Genomic DNA, 16,517 nt, shown 5'->3' with positions numbered 1-16,517 from the left:
ACGACTTCACGCTAAGGCAGCCGCCGGGCGCAGGTCAAGGAGCGGAAAGGCGGCGCGAGGGCATGGCGAGAGACACCGAAGGCGGAGCTGCCGACTCCGGGTGAGCGGCCGCCGACCCCGTCGGCGCCCCCTTGACTCCACAGGCCAGGTCTTCTTAGCTTGTCCATGCATATGAATGCCGTCCATGGATTTGGGGTCCTGCGGGCAGGTGTCACAGGCACCCCGGCATGTGGCGCAGGCACCTCAGGGGCCGTGCCGCGCGTGCGCACCTACGTACCGAGGAGATCCGCGTATGCCCGCTCCCCGCACCGTCCTGCTCACCGGCGCCGCCGGCGGTCTCGGCACCCTGATGCGCGGCCTGCTGCCCGCGTACGGCTACGAACTCCGCCTCTTCGACGCCGTCCCCGTCGAGGGCGAGCCGGGCGCGATCACCGCCGACCTGGGCGACCGGGAGGCGCTGCGTGAGGCCGTGCGGGGCGTCGACGCGATCATCCATCTCGCGGGCATCTCCCTGGAATCCTCTTTCGACAAGATCCTCAGGGCGAACATCGAGGGCACGTACAACCTCTACGAGGCAGCGCGCGAGGAGGGCGTGCGGCGCGTCGTGTTCGCCTCCTCCAACCACGTCGTCGGCCACACCCCCCGCCCGCTGCCCGGCGACCCGCTGATCCCCGTCGACGCCCCGCGCCGCCCCGACACCTTCTACGGCCTGTCCAAGTCCTTCGGCGAGGACCTCGCCCAGCTGTACTGGGACCGGCACGGCATGGAGACCGTCTCGGTACGCATCGGCTCCTGCTTCCCCGAGCCGACATCGGTACGGATGCTCTCGGTCTGGATGAGCCCCCGGGACGGCGCCCGGCTCTTCCACGCCGCACTCACCGCCGAGGGCGTGCGGCACACCGTCGTCCACGGCTCGTCCGACAACACCCGGCTGTGGTGGGACCTGACGACGGCGCGCTCACTGGGGTACGAGCCGAAGGACGACTCCGAGCCCTACGCGGCCCGGCTCATCGCCGAGCAGGGCGAACTGGACCCGGACAACCCCGACCACGCCCACCTCGGCGGTCACTTCTGCACCGATCCGCCGATCTGGCCGCGCTGACGACGGCCCCCGTCCGCGAAAATCCGCGCGACAGGCGGCCCTGCGCCGGGCAGGATGCGGAGCCATGCCGAGACCTTACGGATTCGTGTACGAACAGCACGGCGACGCAAGCGTCACCATCACCCACCACGGCCGCCCCGCGGGCACGCTGCGCGGCGGCCGGGCGGAGAAGTTCCTGGCGGAGGTGGAGTCGGGGGACGCGCAGCTGGTGATGGCCCGCTGGACGGGGGCGTACAAGCACGGCAACGAACGCACCGCCCGCAACCACCCGCGCAACCGCTGACGGGGGTACGGGCGGGCGCCCGTACGGCCGAAGCCCGCCAAAGGTAAGGGAACGGCAAAGCCGGGTCGTTCGTTACCCCGAGCATGACCGCTATGACCCCCGGCTCGAACATCCCTCTCTCCGCGGCCCGCGTGGCCGTGGACGTCTCCGCACCGGTGCGGCTCGACGTTTCGGGCCTGCTGCTCACCCCCGACGGCAAGGTGCGCTCCGACGACGACTTCATCTTCTACAACCAGCCCGACGGCCCCGGCGTGACCTACCGCTCCGGCGGCGGCACCGCGCCGGACGCGATCCTGGTGGACACCGCCGCGGTCCCGCCCGGCATCGAGAAGATCGTCGTCACGGCGAGCCCGGACGCGGCGGGCCAGACCTTCCAGGGCATCGAGCCCACCGCGACGGTGCGCAACAGCGACGACGGCAGCGTGCTGGCCACGTTCACCCCGCCCCGGCTGGGTGCCGAGACAGCACTGGTGGTCATGGAGGTCTACCGCCGCAACGGCGCCTGGAAGGCCCGCGCGGTCGGCCAGGGCTATGCGAACGGGCTGGCCGGGATCGCCACGGACTTCGGCGTCTCGGTCGAGGAGGAGCCCGCCGCCGCTCCGGCCCCCGCGCCCGTGGCGCCCCCGATGCCCGCCGCACCGGTGGACCCGCGGATCGCCGCGCCCCCGGCCCCCGCCGCCCCGCCGGCCCCGCCCGCCGCCCCGCCCGCCGGCAGCGGCAAGATCAACCTCGACAAGGGCCGGGTGAGCCTCCAGAAGAACCAGACGGTCTCCCTGGTCAAGGGCGGCCGGCCGCTGCTCTCCCAGGTCAAGATGGGCCTCGGCTGGGAGCCCGCGTTCCGGGGCAAGGACATCGACCTCGATGCCTCCGTGATCGCCTACGGCCCCACCCGGAACCACCTGGACAGCTGCTACTTCGGCAAGCTCTCCATCCTGAACGGCGCGATCAAGCACTCCGGCGACAACCTCACGGGCGAGGGCGCGGGTGACGACGAGGTGATCGTCGTGGACCTGGGCCGGATCCCGGCGGAGGCGACCGGCCTCGTCTTCACGGTCAACTCGTTCACCGGCCAGAAGTTCACCGAGGTCGCCAAGGCCTACTGCCGGCTGGTCGACGCGACCACCGGCGAGGAGCTGGTCCGCTTCGACCTGACCGGTGCCGAGCCGCAGACCGGCGTGATGATGGCCAAGCTGATCAAGCAGTTCTCCGGCGAGTGGGAGATGACGGCCATGGGCGACTTCGTGAAGTCGCGCACCGTCCGCGGCATGGTGAAGCCCGCCGCCCAGGCCCTGTAGGGGGAACGGCTCCCGATACGGCTTCAGGGGCACCTGCCGACGCAGACGCCCCTGAAGCCGGAGAATGTGACGGGGACACGGACGCCGCGCGTGCTCGCCGCCCCTCTCAGAGCTTGGTCAGCTTGGAGTACGGGCTCAGGATCCTCCCCTGCTGCCCCGAGAAGTCGATGAGCACCGCGTCGTTGTCGCCCTCGACGGCGAGGACGCGTCCGAGTCCGAACTGATCGTGCGACACCCGGTCGCCCACATCGAACAATTCGACCGGTGGGTCCGCCTGGGCCGGGCGGTTGAAGGGACTGGAGGGCAGATGGCGCCGGGAACCGGCTGACTGTTTCATTGCGTTGAGTATGCGCCCCGGGAACGCCCGACGCCATGCCCGTTCACCGCAGGGGCCCCACTGATACCGGATTCGTGATCAGCGGATCCAGGGCCAGTCCGCGTCCCGGCCCGCTTCCAGCAGCGGCACCATGCGGAACGCGGCGTCCGAAAGACCCCCGAAGGTGTGGCGCGTCCCGTCGCCCGAGGGGGCGTGTCCGACCCGGTACCCGGCCAAATTCCAGGTGTAGACGGGCACGGTGGCGGGCACCGCCGCGGTGACGTCCGCGGCGTACGAGAACGACGCCTGCTCGTCGGTGACGATCAGCACCCGGTCATGGCCCCGGTAGTGCCGACGCACCGCCTCCGCGGTGTTGGTGCCGCCGAGATTGCCGAAGCGTTCCAGTATCTTCAGCACGGACTCGCTCCGGCGATATGTCACCGGCGCACTGTTCGTACCGAACTGCACCAGATCGGCATCGGCCGCCCGCAGCGCCAGCGCCGTACCGAAGATCGCGGCCGCGTCGGCCCGGTTGAGCTGCGAACGGTCCGAGAGCGGCGACCACATCGAGCCCGAGCGGTCGACCAGGACCAGCGTGCGCCCCGGCAGGGCGGGCACGTTGTCCAGCGAGTGGCCGAGCGCCTGCTCCAGCGGGTGGGCCCAGCGCAGCGAGGGCGCGTGCTGGTAGGCGGCGAGGTAGCGGAAGGGGAACTGCTGGGACGCGGCGACCGCAGCCGGGTCGCAGATCCGCTCCGCCACCCGTGCGGCGACCTCGTCCGAGACTCCCGCCTCGTCGAAGTTGCGCAGATTGCGGATGAGCGCCATCGCGCCCATCGACGGGATCACCGCTTCCCAGGCCGTGGCGTCCATCGGCCCCTGCAGCCAGCCCGCCAGGGCCTCCCAGGTCATGCCCGCGGCCGCCAGCCGGTCCGCCGCGTCGGTGCTCTCGACCACGGCCCGCCGCTCCCCGACGGGCAGCTCCATCAGCGCGCGGTGGGCGTTCAGGACCCGGTCGGAGACCGGCACCACGGCCGCCTCGGGGTGGTGGCGGCGGTCGAGGGCGTACCGGAACAGCTCGCCCTGCCACGGCTTCTGCGGGTCGGGCGAGGCGTGCACCAGGTTCAGGATGTCGCCGAAGCGGTAGCCCTTGGAGGCGGTGTCGTACTTCAGCAGCGACCTGCCGTTGTAGAGCCTGCGCACGGCATCGGCGATGCCGCGCTTGACCGGCTTGGGCACCGCCCGGCCGTAGCGGGAGGTCCAGTACCCGAGGAGTTCCCCGGGCTCGTCGGCGCGCAGCAGGACGGAGTCGACGACCTTTCGGTTGGACGGTCCGTCCTCGGCGCCCGCGTCCAGCCGCGCCTTCACGTACTCGGCGGCGCCGACGATCGAGGCGGTACGCATCCGGCCGTCGCGGCGCAGCCAGTGCAGCAGGCCCGCGGTCCACTCGGGGTCACCGACGGCAAGCACCCGCACCAGTTCGGCGAAGCGCTCGTCCCGCTGCTCGCCGTCCTCGTAAAAGGTCTGCTGCGAAACGAAATTGGCGACCGCGAGCAGAAAGAGCTCTGAGCGGTTGTCACGCAGATGTCCCCGGCCGCCCTGGTGGGTCGGCGCAGTGCGCCCGGTCGACTTCACGGGCGAGGTGACACGGGGTCTGGTGATGCGGATGTTGAAGCGTGCCATGTGAATTCCCCCGAATTCATTGGGAGAAGGCACAGCGCAAAGGGAGCCCGAGATCAGGAGTCGGCGACGGGTATCACTGATGCTCTACCGAATTGAGCTACCGGCCGCGGCCGGACGGGACTCGAACCCGCAACCGTCTGTTCAATGGAAGTATCCGTCGCCTGCGCACCGGGCACCCCCGGCGTCTGTGCCTCCCGAGATCAGAGTCGGCAGCGGCGGTTTCATGACAGGAAGTAGCCGCGGCCTGCGCACCGGGAGGTGCAATGCTGGTGTTGCTGATGAAGTTGTAGTACCCAGAGGTCAGGGTCGGCGGAACCGACGAAGGCGCTCTGCCGGCTGAGCTACACCGGACCGGAATCCGGCGGCGGGACTCGAACCCGCGACATCCCCATGACATTGGAAGTAGGTCCTGCCTGCGCACCTGGGCACAGACAGGACTCTAGGGGGACGTCCGGGCAGCGCGCGAGGGGATTACGCGCGCCGGGTGACCGGACGTCAGTCGCGGTTCGGCTGGCGCTTCCACGGACCGGTGATGGCGAGCATGATGCCCGGCGTCTGGATGTTGGCGTACAGCGTCCGGCCGTCGGGCGAGAACGTGACACCGGTGAACTCGCTGTACTCCGGCTTCTCCTCGGTGCCGATGTTCAGCTCGTTGCGCGCGATGGGGTAGGTGCGGCCGCTCTCGGTCGCGCCGAAGAGGTGCTGGATGCCGTCGCCGTCCTCGGAGATGACCAGACCGCCGTAGGGCGACACGGTGATGTTGTCCGGGCCGTCGAAGGCGCCGTCCTTCGACGGGTCGGGGTTCACGCCGAGGAGCACCTTCAGCGTCAGCGTGCGGCGCTTCGGGTCGTAGAACCAGACCTGGCCGTCGTGCTGGACGGGGCTCTCGGAGCGGGCGAACGAGGAGACGACGTAGGCGCCGCCGTCGCCCCACCACATGCCTTCGAGCTTGCGGGCGCGGGTGATCTCACCGTCGGCGAACTGCTTGCGCACCGAGACGGTCCTGGCGTCGCGGTCGGGCACGTCGACCCAGTCCACGCCGTACACGGTGCCGATCTTCGTGGCGCGGGACAGGTCGTCGACGAACCTGCCGTTGCGGTCGAAGCACTTGGTGGCCTGGAGGACACCGGCGTCGTCGGCGAGGGTGCGCAGCTTGCCGCGGCCGTGCCGGAAGCCCTGCGGCGGGACCCAACGGTAGAGCAGCCCGTTGGGGCTCCCGGCGTCCTCGGTCAGGTAGGCGTGACCGCGCTTGGGGTCGATCACGACGGCCTCGTGGGCGTACCGGCCGAACGCCTTGATCGGGTGCGGGTCGCGGTTGGCCTTGCGGTCGTACGGGTCGACCTCGAAGACATAGCCGTGGTCCTTGAGCAGGCCGTTCTTGCCGGCCCGGTCCTCGGTCTCCTCGCAGGTGAGCCAGGTGCCCCACGGGGAGGCGCCACCGGCGCAGTTGGTGGACGTGCCGGCGATGCCGACCCACTCGGCGGTACGGCCGTCGCGGCGGGTCTCCACGACGGTGCAGCCGCCGGCCGCGACCGGGTCGTAGACGAGGCCCTCGGCGAGCGGCACCGGGTGCTCCCAGCCGGCGCGGGTGCCGCTGAGCTCGTGGTTGTTGACGAGCAGGGTGACGCCGCGCGGGCCCTCGAAGGTGGCCGTGCCGTCGTGGTTGGAGGGCGTGTACTCGCCGGACTCCAGCTTGGTGACACCGCAGTGGGTGATGACCTTGTACGAGAAGCCGGCGGGGAGCGCGAGTATGCCCTCGGGGTCGGCGATCAGCGGCCCGTAACCGGGTTCGCGGCCGTGCCCGTGACCGTGGTCGTCGTGGCCGTGGCCGTGCTTCGGGTCCCCGGCGGCCAGCGCACCCGGTGCGGTGGCCAGCGCCGCGACGGTACCGGTCAGTGCGATGCCGGCACCGGTGAGGGCGGACTGCTTGGTGAATTCCCTGCGCGTGATGGGCATCACGTAACTCCTGGGGCAACTGGGCGGGTTGTTGGCGCGCCCACAGTTGCGCCCTTGGGTCAACACCAGTTGAACTGCGGGCGACGCCAGGGGGCATCCTTCCTGTGCACTTGGCCGGAATGCGTGCCCTGAAGTCGCCGTTCGCCGTGGGGCCGCCCCGCCCGCGCCGCCCGCTCGCAGCCGGACGGGGGGTCAGGCTCGCTTGCGCGACCGGGCCTTGAAGGCCGCCTTGCGGGCCTCCTTGGCCTTCTTCTTGTCGCCGTGCAGCCGTCCCATCGCTTCGAGGACGTCCGCGGTCGCCGGGTGCTCCACCCGCCAGGCCTCGTCGAAGAAGCCGCTGTGCTGGCCCGCCAGCCCCTCCACCAGTCCCTGGAGTTCGTCGAGATCGCCGGCGGCCTCCAGCTGGGCCGCGATCGTGTCGATGGCGAGCCAGAAGATCATCGTCTCCGGGGGCGCGGGCACATCGGCCGCGCCCAGCTCTGCGAGCCAGACCCGGGCGAGGCCGCCCAGCTCGGGATCGTCCAGCACCGCGCGCACCGCGGGCTCCGCCTCCATGCCGACCAGGGCGAGGGCCTGCTGGCAGTGGAGCCTGCGCAGCGGGGCCTGCTGGTCCGCTCCGCGTGCCGCGGCCAGCAGTTCGGCCGCCGCGCCGTCCACGCCACCGCGCCGGGCGAGCCACAACTCGACCTCGTTCCGGGCCGCCGCCTCGGGGTAGTACGCGACGCCACCGAGCAGCGCGTCGGCTCCCTTGTCCGCGAGGTCGCCGATCGCCGGGGCGTCCACCCCCGCCTCCAGCATCCGGTTCCGCAGTCCGTACAGGCCGAGAGGGGTGAGCTTCACCATTCCGTACCGGGTGATGTCCTCGTCGTCGGCCGGCGGGGCGGCGTCCCCGCCCTCCTCGGCCAGCAACGCCTCGTCCACCGGGCGGTACTCGACGATCCCGATGGGTTCCAGGACCCGGAACTGGTCGTCGAGGCGCATCATCGCCTCGGACACCTGCTCAAGGATGTCGTCGGTGGGTTCGCCCATGTCGTCGGGGACGATCACCGACGCGGCGAGGGCGGGCAGCGGCACGGGGACGGGGTCCGTGCCGCCGTGGCCGTCGCCGACGGTGAGCAGATACAGATTGCCGAGGACCCCGTCGAGGAATTCCGCCTCGGCGTCCGGGTCCCAGTCCAGGGACTCGAAGTCGATCGAGCCGTCCTCGCCCACGAGGTCGGCGAGGTCGTCGAAGAACGGCGCGGTGGCGTCGGCGTGCACGGCCTCCAGGCCGTCGAGCCAGATCGACAGGACGTCCTTCGGTGAACCGCCGGTGACGAGCGCCAGGTTCTCACCGACGGCCGCGGTCCCCTCCGCGTCCGGCCCGGCGGCCTCGTCGGGGTCCTCGACGTCGATGAGTCCGGTGTCGACCGCGAGCCGCCACGCCTCGCTCGCCTCCGCCGCGCCGTCCTCGTCGGCCGTCAGGTCCAGGTGCTCGGCCGCCGCGGGCAGTTGGGCGTCGACGAGCTCACCGCCGGCGCCGACCCGGGTGCCGGGGCCCGCCCAGCGGGCGAGCCGGACGGCGCGGGCGAGCAGCGGCGCGGCAAGCGCGTCCCGCGCCAGCTCGGCCTCGGTGCGCAGCCGTACGGGCGGCAGGGTGGGGCGCTCTGCGGACATCAGGTGGTTCTCCTCGGGGCGTACCGGGCGTACGGGACAGGGCGCGCCGGACGTACGGATCAGGCGCACCGGGCGTACGGACGCGGCCCAAGCGTAGACGCATTTCGCCCCATGCCGCCCGGTTCATGCAACGGACAGCAGCAGTCCACCCGGCAGACCTTGACAACGGCCTTGCGCACACAAGAGATTGACGCGCGTAGACCTCCACCCCGACCCCCGATACCCACGGAGTCCGTGATGCCTGCCGCATCGTCCAGAACGACCGCCGTCTCCGCCGTAGTCACCGCCGCGCTCGCCGCCGGTCTGCTCACCGGCGCCGCCACCACCTCCGCGTCCGCCTCCACCACCCCCGACCAGGCCGTGGAAGGCCAGGTCCGGATCCACGACATCCAGGGCTCCACCCGGATATCTCCGCTCGTCGGCCGGCAGGTCGGCGAGGTGGCGGGCATCGTCACCGGAGTGCGGACGTACGGCTCGAAGGGCTTCTGGTTCCAGGACCCGAACCCGGACGCCGATCCCGCCACCAGCGAGGGCATCTTCGTCTACACCGGATCCGCGCCCACCGTCGCGGTCGGTGACGCGGTCACCGTCTCCGGCACGGTCACCGAGTACGTCCCGGGCGGCCTCGGCTCCGGCAACCAGTCGCTCACCCAGATCAGCAAGCCCACCGTCGCCGTGGTGTCCTCCGGCAACGCCCTGCCCGAGCCGGTGCGCATCACGGGGCGCTCCGTCCCGTCCCGGTACACCCCCGAGGGCGACCCCGCGGCGGGCGGCTCGATCAACGCGCTGCCCCTGCGTCCGTCCCGCTACGCCCTCGACCACTACGAGTCGCTCGAAGGCATGAACATCAGCGTCGGCACCTCGCGCGTGGTCGGCGCCACCGACTCGCACGCCGAGCTGTGGGTGACGGTGAAGCCGCACGAGAACCACACCCGCCGCGGCGGCACCGTCTACGGCTCGTACGACGCGCAGAACACCGGGCGGCTGCAGATCCAGTCGCTGGTACCGCTGGCCCAGCAGCCCTTCCCCAAGGCCGATGTGGGCGATGTGCTGACCGGTACGACCGAGGGCCCGCTCGACTTCAGCCAGTACGGCGGCTACACGCTCACCGCCCGCACCATGGGCACGGTCGCCGCCGAGGGCCTGCGGCGGGAGACCACCCGCAAGCAGCGCGGCGGCGAGCTGGCCGTGGCGACGTACAACGTCGAGAACCTCGACCCGAGCGACCCGCAGGAGAAGTTCGACGCGCTCGCCGCCGCGGTCGTCGACAACCTCGCCTCGCCGGACATCGTGGCGCTGGAGGAGATCCAGGACAACAACGGTGCGAAGAGCGACGGCACGGTCGCCGCCGACCTGACGGTGAAGAAGTTCACCGACGCGATCGTGGCGGCGGGCGGCCCGGCGTACGAGTGGCGCTCCATCGACCCGCAGGACAAGAAGGACGGGGGCGAGCCCGGCGGCAACATCCGCCAGGTGTTCCTCTTCAACCCCGAGCGGGTCTCGTTCACCGACCGGGCCGGCGGCGACGCGACGACGGCCACCGATGTCGTACGGGAGCGGGGCCGCGCGGCCCTGACCCTCTCCCCCGGCCGGATCGACCCGGCGAACGCGGCCTGGGAGAACAGCCGCAAGCCGCTCGTCGGGGAGTTCGGCTTCCGCGGCCGTACGGTCTTCGTCGTCGCCAACCACTTCGCGTCCAAGGGCGGCGACGAGTCCATCTTCTCGCAGCACCAGCCGCCGACCCGTTCCTCGGAGGTCCAGCGGCACGCGCAGGGCCAGGCGGTCAACTCCTTCGTCAAGAAGCTGCTGAGCGTCCAGAAGAACGCGGACGTGCTGGTCGTCGGCGACATCAACGACTTCGAGTTCTCCGGCACGGCCGAGGCGCTGACGGCCGGGGGCGTGCTGTACCCGGCGATCAAGTCCCTGCCGCGCTCGGAGCGTTACAGCTACGTCTACCAGGGCAACAGCCAGGTCCTCGACCAGATCCTGACCAGCCCGTCGATCGGCGACTTCCAGTACGACAGCGTGCACATCAACGCCGAGTTCGCCGACCAGAACAGCGACCACGACCCGCAGGTGCTCCGCTTCCGCCCGTAGCGGCGGCCCTACCCGCCCGCCCCCGGCCGGAGGCCGAGGGCGGGCGTGTACCGGTGCACTCCGCCGCCGGTCACCCCCGGGTACGACTGCACCCGCTCCCACTGCGGCGTACGCGACCCGATCCCGGCACCGGGCGCGGCCAGTGCGTCGATGTGGGCCCGGGCGCTCTCCCATTCGGCGTAGTTGAGCACCCGTGTCCCGTCGGTGCTCACATGGAAGTGTCCGGAGATGCCGCCGGGGGCGGGCGTCGGGTCGGTCCCCAGCGCCTCGAACACGGTGTCCACCCAGTCCCGTTGCCGCGCCTTGTCCGGTCCCTCGAACTCGACGTCGACGATCACGACGCAGCCCGGCTCGCGTCCGTCGTCCTTCCGCGGCGGCGTGGAACGGTAGAGCTCCAGGGTGTGCAGTCCGAGCCGCCGGATACCGGGCACGGCGGCGTCGATGTCCGCGTTGCGCTCGTCCCTGCCGTGCCGGAAGAAGTCCTGGTATGCCTGCTCACCACTCCACTGGCTGTAGTGGAACAGGGTCTTCCCGTCCTCACCGGCATGGACGGTGTACGAAAGAAGTCCGGGATGCGGCCAGTCCCGGCGGGCCCACGCCTCACGGATGGCCTCGACCGTCCGCCGTTGGCGCTCCGGGGTGCCGACATCCCAGGTGCTCGCCTTGACGAGTCCGACGTCGTTACGGGCAAGATCGGGACGGGATGCGAATCGCACGCTCATGACGGGTCCTCCTGACGGGGGCACCGGGGCGGTGCACCGTTGCCGGCCACCCTGGTACGTCAAGTGCGCTTGAGGTCAACAGCACACCCGGTCCGCACCGCCGGGCACAGCGACAGCACAACGAACGGAGCAGCGCATGGCACCGCACCTCAGGACGATCAGCCGCGAGGAGCATCTGGCGTTCGTCGCGAGCCGCCCCGCCGTGAGCCATATGCAGGTTCCGTCGTGGGGCGACGTGAAGCCCGACTGGCGCGCGGAGAGCATCGGCTGGTTCGACCGGGACGGCGCGGGAGCGGAGCGGATCGTCGGGGCCGGGCTCGTCCTGTACCGGCCGATCCCCCGGGTGAAGCGCTCTTTGGCCTATCTGCCGGAGGGCCCGGTCATCGACTGGCACGGCACGGGGCTGGGGCCGTGGCTGGATCCGATGCTGGCGCATCTGAAGGCGCAGGGCGCGTTCTCGGTGCGGATGGGCCCGCCGGTGGTCGCCCGGCGCTGGGACGCCAGGACGGTCAAGGACGCCATCGCCGACCCGGCGGCCGGGCGGCTGCGCGACGTGCCACCGGACGCGCAGGAGCCGCGGGCCGCCGAGGTCGTGGCGCAGCTGCGCGCCCTGGGCTGGCGGCGGGGCGAGGAGGAGGGCGAGGACGGTTTCGGCGCGGGGCAGCCCCGGTACGTCTTCCAGGTACCGTTCGCCGGGCTGTCGCTGGAGGAGATCCGGGGCAATCTGAACCAGCAGTGGCGGCGCAACATCAAGAAGGCCGAGAAGGCGGGCGTCAAGGTCGTCGAGGGTGATTACGAGGACCTCCCGGCCTTCTACGAGTTGTACCGCGAGACCGCCGGGCGCGACCGCTTCATCCCCCGTCCGCTCGGCTACTTCCAGCGCATGTGGACCGCGCTGCGGGCCGAGGACCCCGACCGGATGCGGCTCTATCTCGCCCGGCACGACGGGGAGACGCTCTCCGCGGCGACGATGCTGACGGTGGGGAACCACGTCTGGTACTCCTACGGCGCCTCGACCGGCCGCAAGCGCGAGGTGCAGCCCAGCAACGCCGTCCAGTGGCGCATGATGAGCGACGCGCACGAACGCGGCGCGGCCGTCTACGACTTGCGCGGCATCACCGACACCCTCGACGAGAGCAGCCATCTGGTGGGCCTGCTGCGCTTCAAGGTCGGCACGGGCGGCCGGGCCGCGGAGTACATCGGCGAGTGGGACTACCCGGTCAACAAGGTGCTCCACAAGGCCTTCACCCTCTACATGGCCCGGCGCTGACGGGCGCGGCGCCCGTGGCCGACTGCGGGGCGTGATCCTGCGCACCGGCTACGCGGGGCCGGTCCGCCACGCGGTCATGTTGAGCTCGTCGAGCAGCCGTACGTCGCTGCCCTTGAGCGGGAAGGTGCGCGCCTCCAGGCCGGGGGCCGGCGCGATCTCCAGGGCGTCGCCCTCGACGAGGTCGCCGCCGGTGGGGGTGGAGACCCAGGCCAGGAGCGATCGCATCGTCTTCCCCGGCTTCAGCACGACCTCCTGCGGCCCGTGGTCGGTGCCCATGTAGGAGGAGCCCGGGTTCACCGGGACGGGCAGCGGGTCGCCGGCCTCGTCCAGGGCCCGGACGGACGGGTAGCCGTGGACCCGGTACGGCTTGCTGCCGCAGTTGGTGAGGGTGAGCCCGACGGCCCGGTGACCGAGCGCCGCCTCCACCTCGCCCATGTCGACGACGACGCCGGAGGACGGGCAGCCGGCCCGGACGGTGGGCGTGGGGCCGGGCCCCTGCGCGGCCGGCGGCCGGTCGGAGAGCCCGGTGGAGACGCTCGGGAACGGGGTCGGCAGCTTGTCGGCGTGCACCCCGCCGGGCAGCCGTGACACGCTCGGCGTGGGCTCCGGCTCGCCCTCTCCCGCCGGTACGAGGAACCCGGCGCATCCGGAGAGCGAGAGGCCCAGCACCCCGGCCAGCAGCACGGCCGTCACCGGCCCTCGTCTGCCGTTGCCCGTTCGGGCCCCCGCCCCTGCCTGCCCTCGCACGCTCACGCCACCCACCCCGGTCTCGCCTACCGCATAGGTGTTCGATCATGCCAGAGCGCGGCCGCCCGACCCGGCGACTGTTGAGCCCTTCTTGCCACTCACCCCAAGCAGATCTAAGTGGACCTTCACAGTCCGGTCGGCCGACACTTCTGGGATGACCACACCCACAGCCCCCTTCGGTCGCGCGCTCTGCGCGATGATCACGCCGTTCACCGCCTCCGGCGACCTGGATCCGGACGCCGCCGGGAAGCATGCCGCCGCCCTGGTCGCCGACGGCTGCGACGGCCTGGTGCTGAGCGGCACCACGGGCGAGTCCCCGACCACCACGGACGCCGAGAAGACCGCGCTGCTGCGTGCGGTCCGGGCGGCGGTCGGCGACGGTGTGCCGATCGTCGCCGGGGTCGGCAGCGCGGACACCCGGCACACCGTGGACCTCGCCCGGCAGGCCGAACAGGCGGGCGCGGACGGCCTGTTGGTGGTGGCGCCGTACTACAGCCGACCACCGCAGGCCGCCGTGGAGGCACACTTCCGCCGGGTCGCCGACGCGACCGGTCTGCCGCTGATGCTGTACGACATCCCCGGCCGCACCGGCACCCGCATCGAGCCGGAGACACTGCTGCGGCTCGCGGAGCACCCCCGCATCGCGGCCGTGAAGGACTGCGCGTACGACCTGCTCGGCTCCACGAAGGTGATCGGCGCGACCTCGCTGGCGTACTACTCGGGCTGCGAGGAGCTGAATCTGCCGTTGTACGCGGTGGGCGCGGCCGGTTATGTCAGCACGGTCGCCAATGTGGCGCCCCGGCAGCTGAGGGCGGTCCTGGATGCCTTCGACGCCGGGGACACCGCCGGGGCGGCCCGGCTCAACCTGCTGAACACCCCTCTCGCGGAGGCGATGATGGCGTCCGGACTGCCGGGTACGGTCACGGCGAAGGCGCTGCTCGGCGCCGGACCGGTCCGTGAACCGCTGCAGCCCGCCGGGCGCGAGGCGGCCGACGGGCTGCGGAGGGCGTACGAGGAACTCCTCGCCGCTACGAGCTAGTTGTGGCTGTGCAGGATGTCGTTCAGACCGCCCCAGACCGCGTTGTTCGGGCGGGCCTCGACGGCACCGGAGACCGAGTTGCGGCGGAAGAGGATGTTCGAGGCGCCGGAGAGCTCGCGGGCCTTGACGATCTGGCCGTCCGGCAGCGTGATGCGGGTACCGGCCGTGACGTAGAGCCCGGCCTCGACGACGCACTCGTCGCCGAGCGCAATCCCGACCCCGGCCTCGGCGCCGATCAGGCAGCGCTCACCGATGACGATGCGCTCCTTGCCGCCGCCGGAGAGGGTGCCCATGGTGGAGGCGCCGCCGCCGATGTCGGAGCCGTCGCCGACCACGACACCTGCGGAGATGCGGCCCTCGACCATCGACGTGCCGAGGGTGCCCGCGTTGAAGTTGACGAAGCCCTCGTGCATGACGGTCGTGCCGGCGGCGAGGTGCGCGCCGAGCCTGACCCGGTCGGCATCGGCGATCCGGACGCCCTTCGGCGCGACGTAGTCGGTCATCCGGGGGAACTTGTCGACCGAGGTGACCTGGAGGTGCAGGCCGTCGGCGCGGGCGTTGAGCCGCACCTTCTCCACATCGTCGACGGCGACCGGGCCGAGCGAGGTCCAGGCGACGTTGGTGAGGAGGCCGAAGAGCCCGTCCAGGTTCTGGCCGTGCGGCTGGACGAGGCGGTGCGAGAGCAGGTGCAGGCGCAGGTATGCGTCGTGGGCGTCGAGCGGCTTGTCGTCGAGCGAGGCGATGACCGTACGTACGGCGACGATCTCGACACCGCGGCGGGCGTCCACGCCGATGGCCTTGGCGGCACCCTCACCGAGGAGGTTGACGGCCTGGTCGGGGGTGAGCCGTTCGGTTCCGGCCGGGCCGGGCCCGGCGGTGAGCTCGGGGGCGGGGAACCAGGTGTCGAGAACGGAACCGTCGCCGGCGATGGTGGCGAGGCCGGCGGCGACGGCGCCGGTGGTGCGAGCAGGAGTCGTGTCGGTCATGACACGAAACCTAACCGGCGAGGCACCGCGGGAGCCAACCGGTCCCGCCCGATGGCCGCCGCGCGGGCCCGGCCGCCCGCCCGCAGGTCATCCGGGCTGTGCCTGCCGTTCGGGTGCCCGCGCGGAAACCTGCTCGCGCCCCGCACCCGGCACCCCGGGCGCCCGCAGCCGCCGCGCCGCCAGCACCGCCACCCCCGCACCGCAGGCCAGTGCCGCGCACGCGGGCCAGAGCAGTCCGGGCGCGTGGGTGTAGAGCGCGCCGCCGAGCGGCGGGGCCAGCACCTGGCCGCTGATGGAGGCGCCCGCGTACAGGCTCTGGAAGCGGCCCTGGGCATGGGCGGGCGCCTGATCGGCGACGTACGCCGTCGCGGTGGTCTTGTAGAGGATCTCGCCCGCGGTCAGCGAGGCCATCATGGTGACGGCGGACAACGCCCCGGCCCCCGGGATCAGCAGCGCGTAGCCCAGCCCCACCAGCAGCAGCCCGGTGCCCACGATGCCCAGTGGCGCCCGTCGGCGCAGCAGGTGCGCCGCGGGGAGCTCCAGCAGCAGGATCACCCCGCCGTTGACCGACAGCAGCCAGCCGTAGAACTGCGCGCCGTGGCCGTGCTCGGCGAGGAAGACGGGCAGGGTCGAGTACTGCTGCCGGTAGACGAGGTCGACGCAGAGGATCGCGGCGAGCAGCACCGGCACGGCGGGCCTGGCCCGTAGTTCGCGCAGGAGTCCCGGCGCGTCCGGGTCGTGGGCGGGCCGGGTGTGCGCGGTGCCGTGCGCCGGGAGCACCGCCGCCGCGTACCCGGCGAAGAGCAGGGTCCCGAGGCCGTCGGCGACGAACAGCCAGTCGTACGAGAAGCGGGCGGCGATCAGCGCGCCGAGCGGCGGGCCGACGGCGAACGCGGCATTGCCGGCGGACCGTACGAGGGCGAAGCTCTGGCGCCGCCCGCCCTCGGGGACAGAGACCGCGACGAGCGCGGAGTTCGCCGCGCGTACGACGCCTGCCGCGTACTGCGCGAGCGGCAGCACCCCGTACATCGCCGCGACCGGAAGGACCGGCAGGGCCGCGAGCGCCGTGCCGCTGACCAGCGCGCCGGTCAGGAGCATCCGGCGGTGGCCGTACCTGTCGCCGAACCAGCCACCGGTGAAGTTGCCCGCCACGAGGCCGATGCCGCCGATGCCCGCGACGACCCCGGCCTGCGGGACGCTCAGCCCGCGCGGCCCGCTCAGATAGACGAAGAGGTAGACGAAGGTGAAGCTGACGACTCCGTTGAGAAAGGAGCCGAGGGCCAGCAGCCGCACCGTGCGCGGTACGTCCCGCACGACCCCGAAGAAGCTCATCCCCAGCACCCTCCCCAGCGAGTTCCTTTTGGGAAC

Annotated in this window: 14 protein-coding genes; 6 read left to right on the top strand and 8 right to left on the bottom strand. The window is 71.8% G+C overall.

Going from position 1 to position 16,517, the window contains the following annotated elements:
- Positions 1-292 precede the first annotated feature (292 nt).
- The 3 genes from IE107_RS04365 (at position 293) to IE107_RS04355 (ending at position 2,680) form a co-directional block, all read left to right on the top strand.
- A complete protein-coding gene (locus IE107_RS04365; protein WP_189541205.1) occupies positions 293-1,102 on the top strand; it encodes an NAD-dependent epimerase/dehydratase family protein in 810 nt (269 codons plus the stop codon).
- A gap of 64 nt (positions 1,103-1,166) precedes the next feature.
- Positions 1,167-1,385 carry a hypothetical protein gene (locus tag IE107_RS04360; RefSeq protein ID WP_189541203.1) on the top strand — a complete coding sequence of 73 codons (219 nt, stop codon included), beginning with the start codon at positions 1,167-1,169 and terminating at the stop codon, positions 1,383-1,385.
- Positions 1,386-1,468: 83 nt separating this feature from the next.
- Positions 1,469-2,680: a TerD family protein gene (locus IE107_RS04355; protein WP_189541200.1), complete on the top strand. Its 1,212-nt coding sequence runs from the start codon at positions 1,469-1,471 to the stop codon at positions 2,678-2,680.
- 106 nt (positions 2,681-2,786) lie between these two features.
- Here the strand turns inward: IE107_RS04355 and IE107_RS04350 are convergent, their stop codons facing one another.
- The 4 genes from IE107_RS04350 to IE107_RS04335 form a co-directional block, all read right to left on the bottom strand.
- Positions 2,787-3,017: a hypothetical protein gene (locus IE107_RS04350; protein ID WP_189541404.1), complete on the bottom strand. Its 231-nt coding sequence runs from the start codon at positions 3,015-3,017 to the stop codon at positions 2,787-2,789.
- A 78-nt stretch (positions 3,018-3,095) separates the two neighbouring features.
- Positions 3,096-4,676 carry a TROVE domain-containing protein gene (locus tag IE107_RS04345; protein ID WP_189541198.1) on the bottom strand — a complete coding sequence of 527 codons (1,581 nt, stop codon included), beginning with the start codon at positions 4,674-4,676 and terminating at the stop codon, positions 3,096-3,098.
- A gap of 495 nt (positions 4,677-5,171) precedes the next feature.
- A complete protein-coding gene (locus IE107_RS04340; RefSeq protein ID WP_189541196.1) occupies positions 5,172-6,632 on the bottom strand; it encodes an alkaline phosphatase PhoX in 1,461 nt (486 codons plus the stop codon).
- Positions 6,633-6,824: 192 nt separating this feature from the next.
- Positions 6,825-8,288, bottom strand: a complete 1,464-nt coding sequence (locus IE107_RS04335) for a hypothetical protein (RefSeq protein ID WP_189541194.1) — start codon at positions 8,286-8,288, stop codon at positions 6,825-6,827.
- A 237-nt stretch (positions 8,289-8,525) separates the two neighbouring features.
- Between IE107_RS04335 and IE107_RS04330 the strand changes: the two genes are divergently transcribed.
- On the top strand, positions 8,526-10,385 hold the full coding sequence (locus tag IE107_RS04330; protein WP_189541192.1) for a DUF8508 domain-containing protein: 1,860 nt from the start codon (positions 8,526-8,528) through the stop codon (positions 10,383-10,385).
- 8 nt (positions 10,386-10,393) lie between these two features.
- On the opposite strand, the gene IE107_RS04325 is transcribed toward IE107_RS04330, so the two are convergent.
- On the bottom strand, positions 10,394-11,107 hold the full coding sequence (locus IE107_RS04325; RefSeq protein ID WP_189541190.1) for an antibiotic biosynthesis monooxygenase: 714 nt from the start codon (positions 11,105-11,107) through the stop codon (positions 10,394-10,396).
- A gap of 136 nt (positions 11,108-11,243) precedes the next feature.
- Between IE107_RS04325 and IE107_RS04320 the strand changes: the two genes are divergently transcribed.
- On the top strand, positions 11,244-12,377 hold the full coding sequence (locus tag IE107_RS04320; RefSeq protein WP_189541188.1) for a lipid II:glycine glycyltransferase FemX: 1,134 nt from the start codon (positions 11,244-11,246) through the stop codon (positions 12,375-12,377).
- A gap of 48 nt (positions 12,378-12,425) precedes the next feature.
- Here IE107_RS04320 and IE107_RS04315 read toward each other — a convergent pair whose 3' ends face one another.
- Complete coding sequence (locus IE107_RS04315) at positions 12,426-13,070, bottom strand: DUF4232 domain-containing protein (RefSeq protein ID WP_229866680.1); 645 nt, start codon at positions 13,068-13,070, stop codon at positions 12,426-12,428.
- A 208-nt stretch (positions 13,071-13,278) separates the two neighbouring features.
- Here IE107_RS04315 and dapA point away from each other — a divergent pair, with 208 nt between their 5' ends.
- Positions 13,279-14,163, top strand: coding sequence for a 4-hydroxy-tetrahydrodipicolinate synthase (gene dapA / locus IE107_RS04310; protein WP_189541185.1), 885 nt, complete (start codon positions 13,279-13,281; stop codon positions 14,161-14,163).
- Here the strand turns inward: dapA and dapD are convergent.
- Complete coding sequence (dapD, locus tag IE107_RS04305; protein WP_189541183.1) at positions 14,160-15,149, bottom strand: 2,3,4,5-tetrahydropyridine-2,6-dicarboxylate N-succinyltransferase; 990 nt, start codon at positions 15,147-15,149, stop codon at positions 14,160-14,162. The genes dapA and dapD overlap by 4 nt on opposite strands.
- 87 nt (positions 15,150-15,236) lie before the next feature.
- The gene (locus IE107_RS04300; protein WP_189541181.1) at positions 15,237-16,481 is read right to left on the bottom strand and encodes an MFS transporter; all 1,245 of its coding nucleotides are present in this window, start codon (positions 16,479-16,481) and stop codon (positions 15,237-15,239) included.
- Positions 16,482-16,517: the final 36 nt, after the last annotated feature.

Origin of the sequence: Streptomyces gelaticus (assembly GCF_014649535.1) — a bacterium.
Classification (GTDB): domain Bacteria; phylum Actinomycetota; class Actinomycetes; order Streptomycetales; family Streptomycetaceae; genus Streptomyces; species Streptomyces gelaticus.
Note: the sequence above shows the minus strand (reverse complement) of the source record. Positions and strands in the feature narration are given on the sequence as shown.

Bases quoted from the DNA above. Each gene is read 5' to 3' on its own strand.
- IE107_RS04365 (WP_189541205.1), top strand. From the start codon at position 293: ATGCCCGCTCCCCGCACCGTCCTGCTCACCGGCGCCGCCGGCGGTCTC.
- dapD (WP_189541183.1), bottom strand. From the start codon at position 15,149: ATGACCGACACGACTCCTGCTCGCACCACCGGCGCCGTCGCCGCCGGC.
- IE107_RS04355 (WP_189541200.1), top strand. From the start codon at position 1,469: ATGACCGCTATGACCCCCGGCTCGAACATCCCTCTCTCCGCGGCCCGC.
- IE107_RS04325 (WP_189541190.1), bottom strand. From the start codon at position 11,107: ATGAGCGTGCGATTCGCATCCCGTCCCGATCTTGCCCGTAACGACGTC.
- IE107_RS04320 (WP_189541188.1), top strand. From the start codon at position 11,244: ATGGCACCGCACCTCAGGACGATCAGCCGCGAGGAGCATCTGGCGTTC.
- IE107_RS04360 (WP_189541203.1), top strand. From the start codon at position 1,167: ATGCCGAGACCTTACGGATTCGTGTACGAACAGCACGGCGACGCAAGC.
- IE107_RS04300 (WP_189541181.1), bottom strand. From the start codon at position 16,481: ATGAGCTTCTTCGGGGTCGTGCGGGACGTACCGCGCACGGTGCGGCTG.
- dapA (WP_189541185.1), top strand. From the start codon at position 13,279: ATGACCACACCCACAGCCCCCTTCGGTCGCGCGCTCTGCGCGATGATC.
- IE107_RS04345 (WP_189541198.1), bottom strand. From the start codon at position 4,676: ATGGCACGCTTCAACATCCGCATCACCAGACCCCGTGTCACCTCGCCC.
- IE107_RS04330 (WP_189541192.1), top strand. From the start codon at position 8,526: ATGCCTGCCGCATCGTCCAGAACGACCGCCGTCTCCGCCGTAGTCACC.
- IE107_RS04350 (WP_189541404.1), bottom strand. From the start codon at position 3,017: ATGAAACAGTCAGCCGGTTCCCGGCGCCATCTGCCCTCCAGTCCCTTC.
- IE107_RS04340 (WP_189541196.1), bottom strand. From the start codon at position 6,632: ATGCCCATCACGCGCAGGGAATTCACCAAGCAGTCCGCCCTCACCGGT.
- IE107_RS04335 (WP_189541194.1), bottom strand. From the start codon at position 8,288: ATGTCCGCAGAGCGCCCCACCCTGCCGCCCGTACGGCTGCGCACCGAG.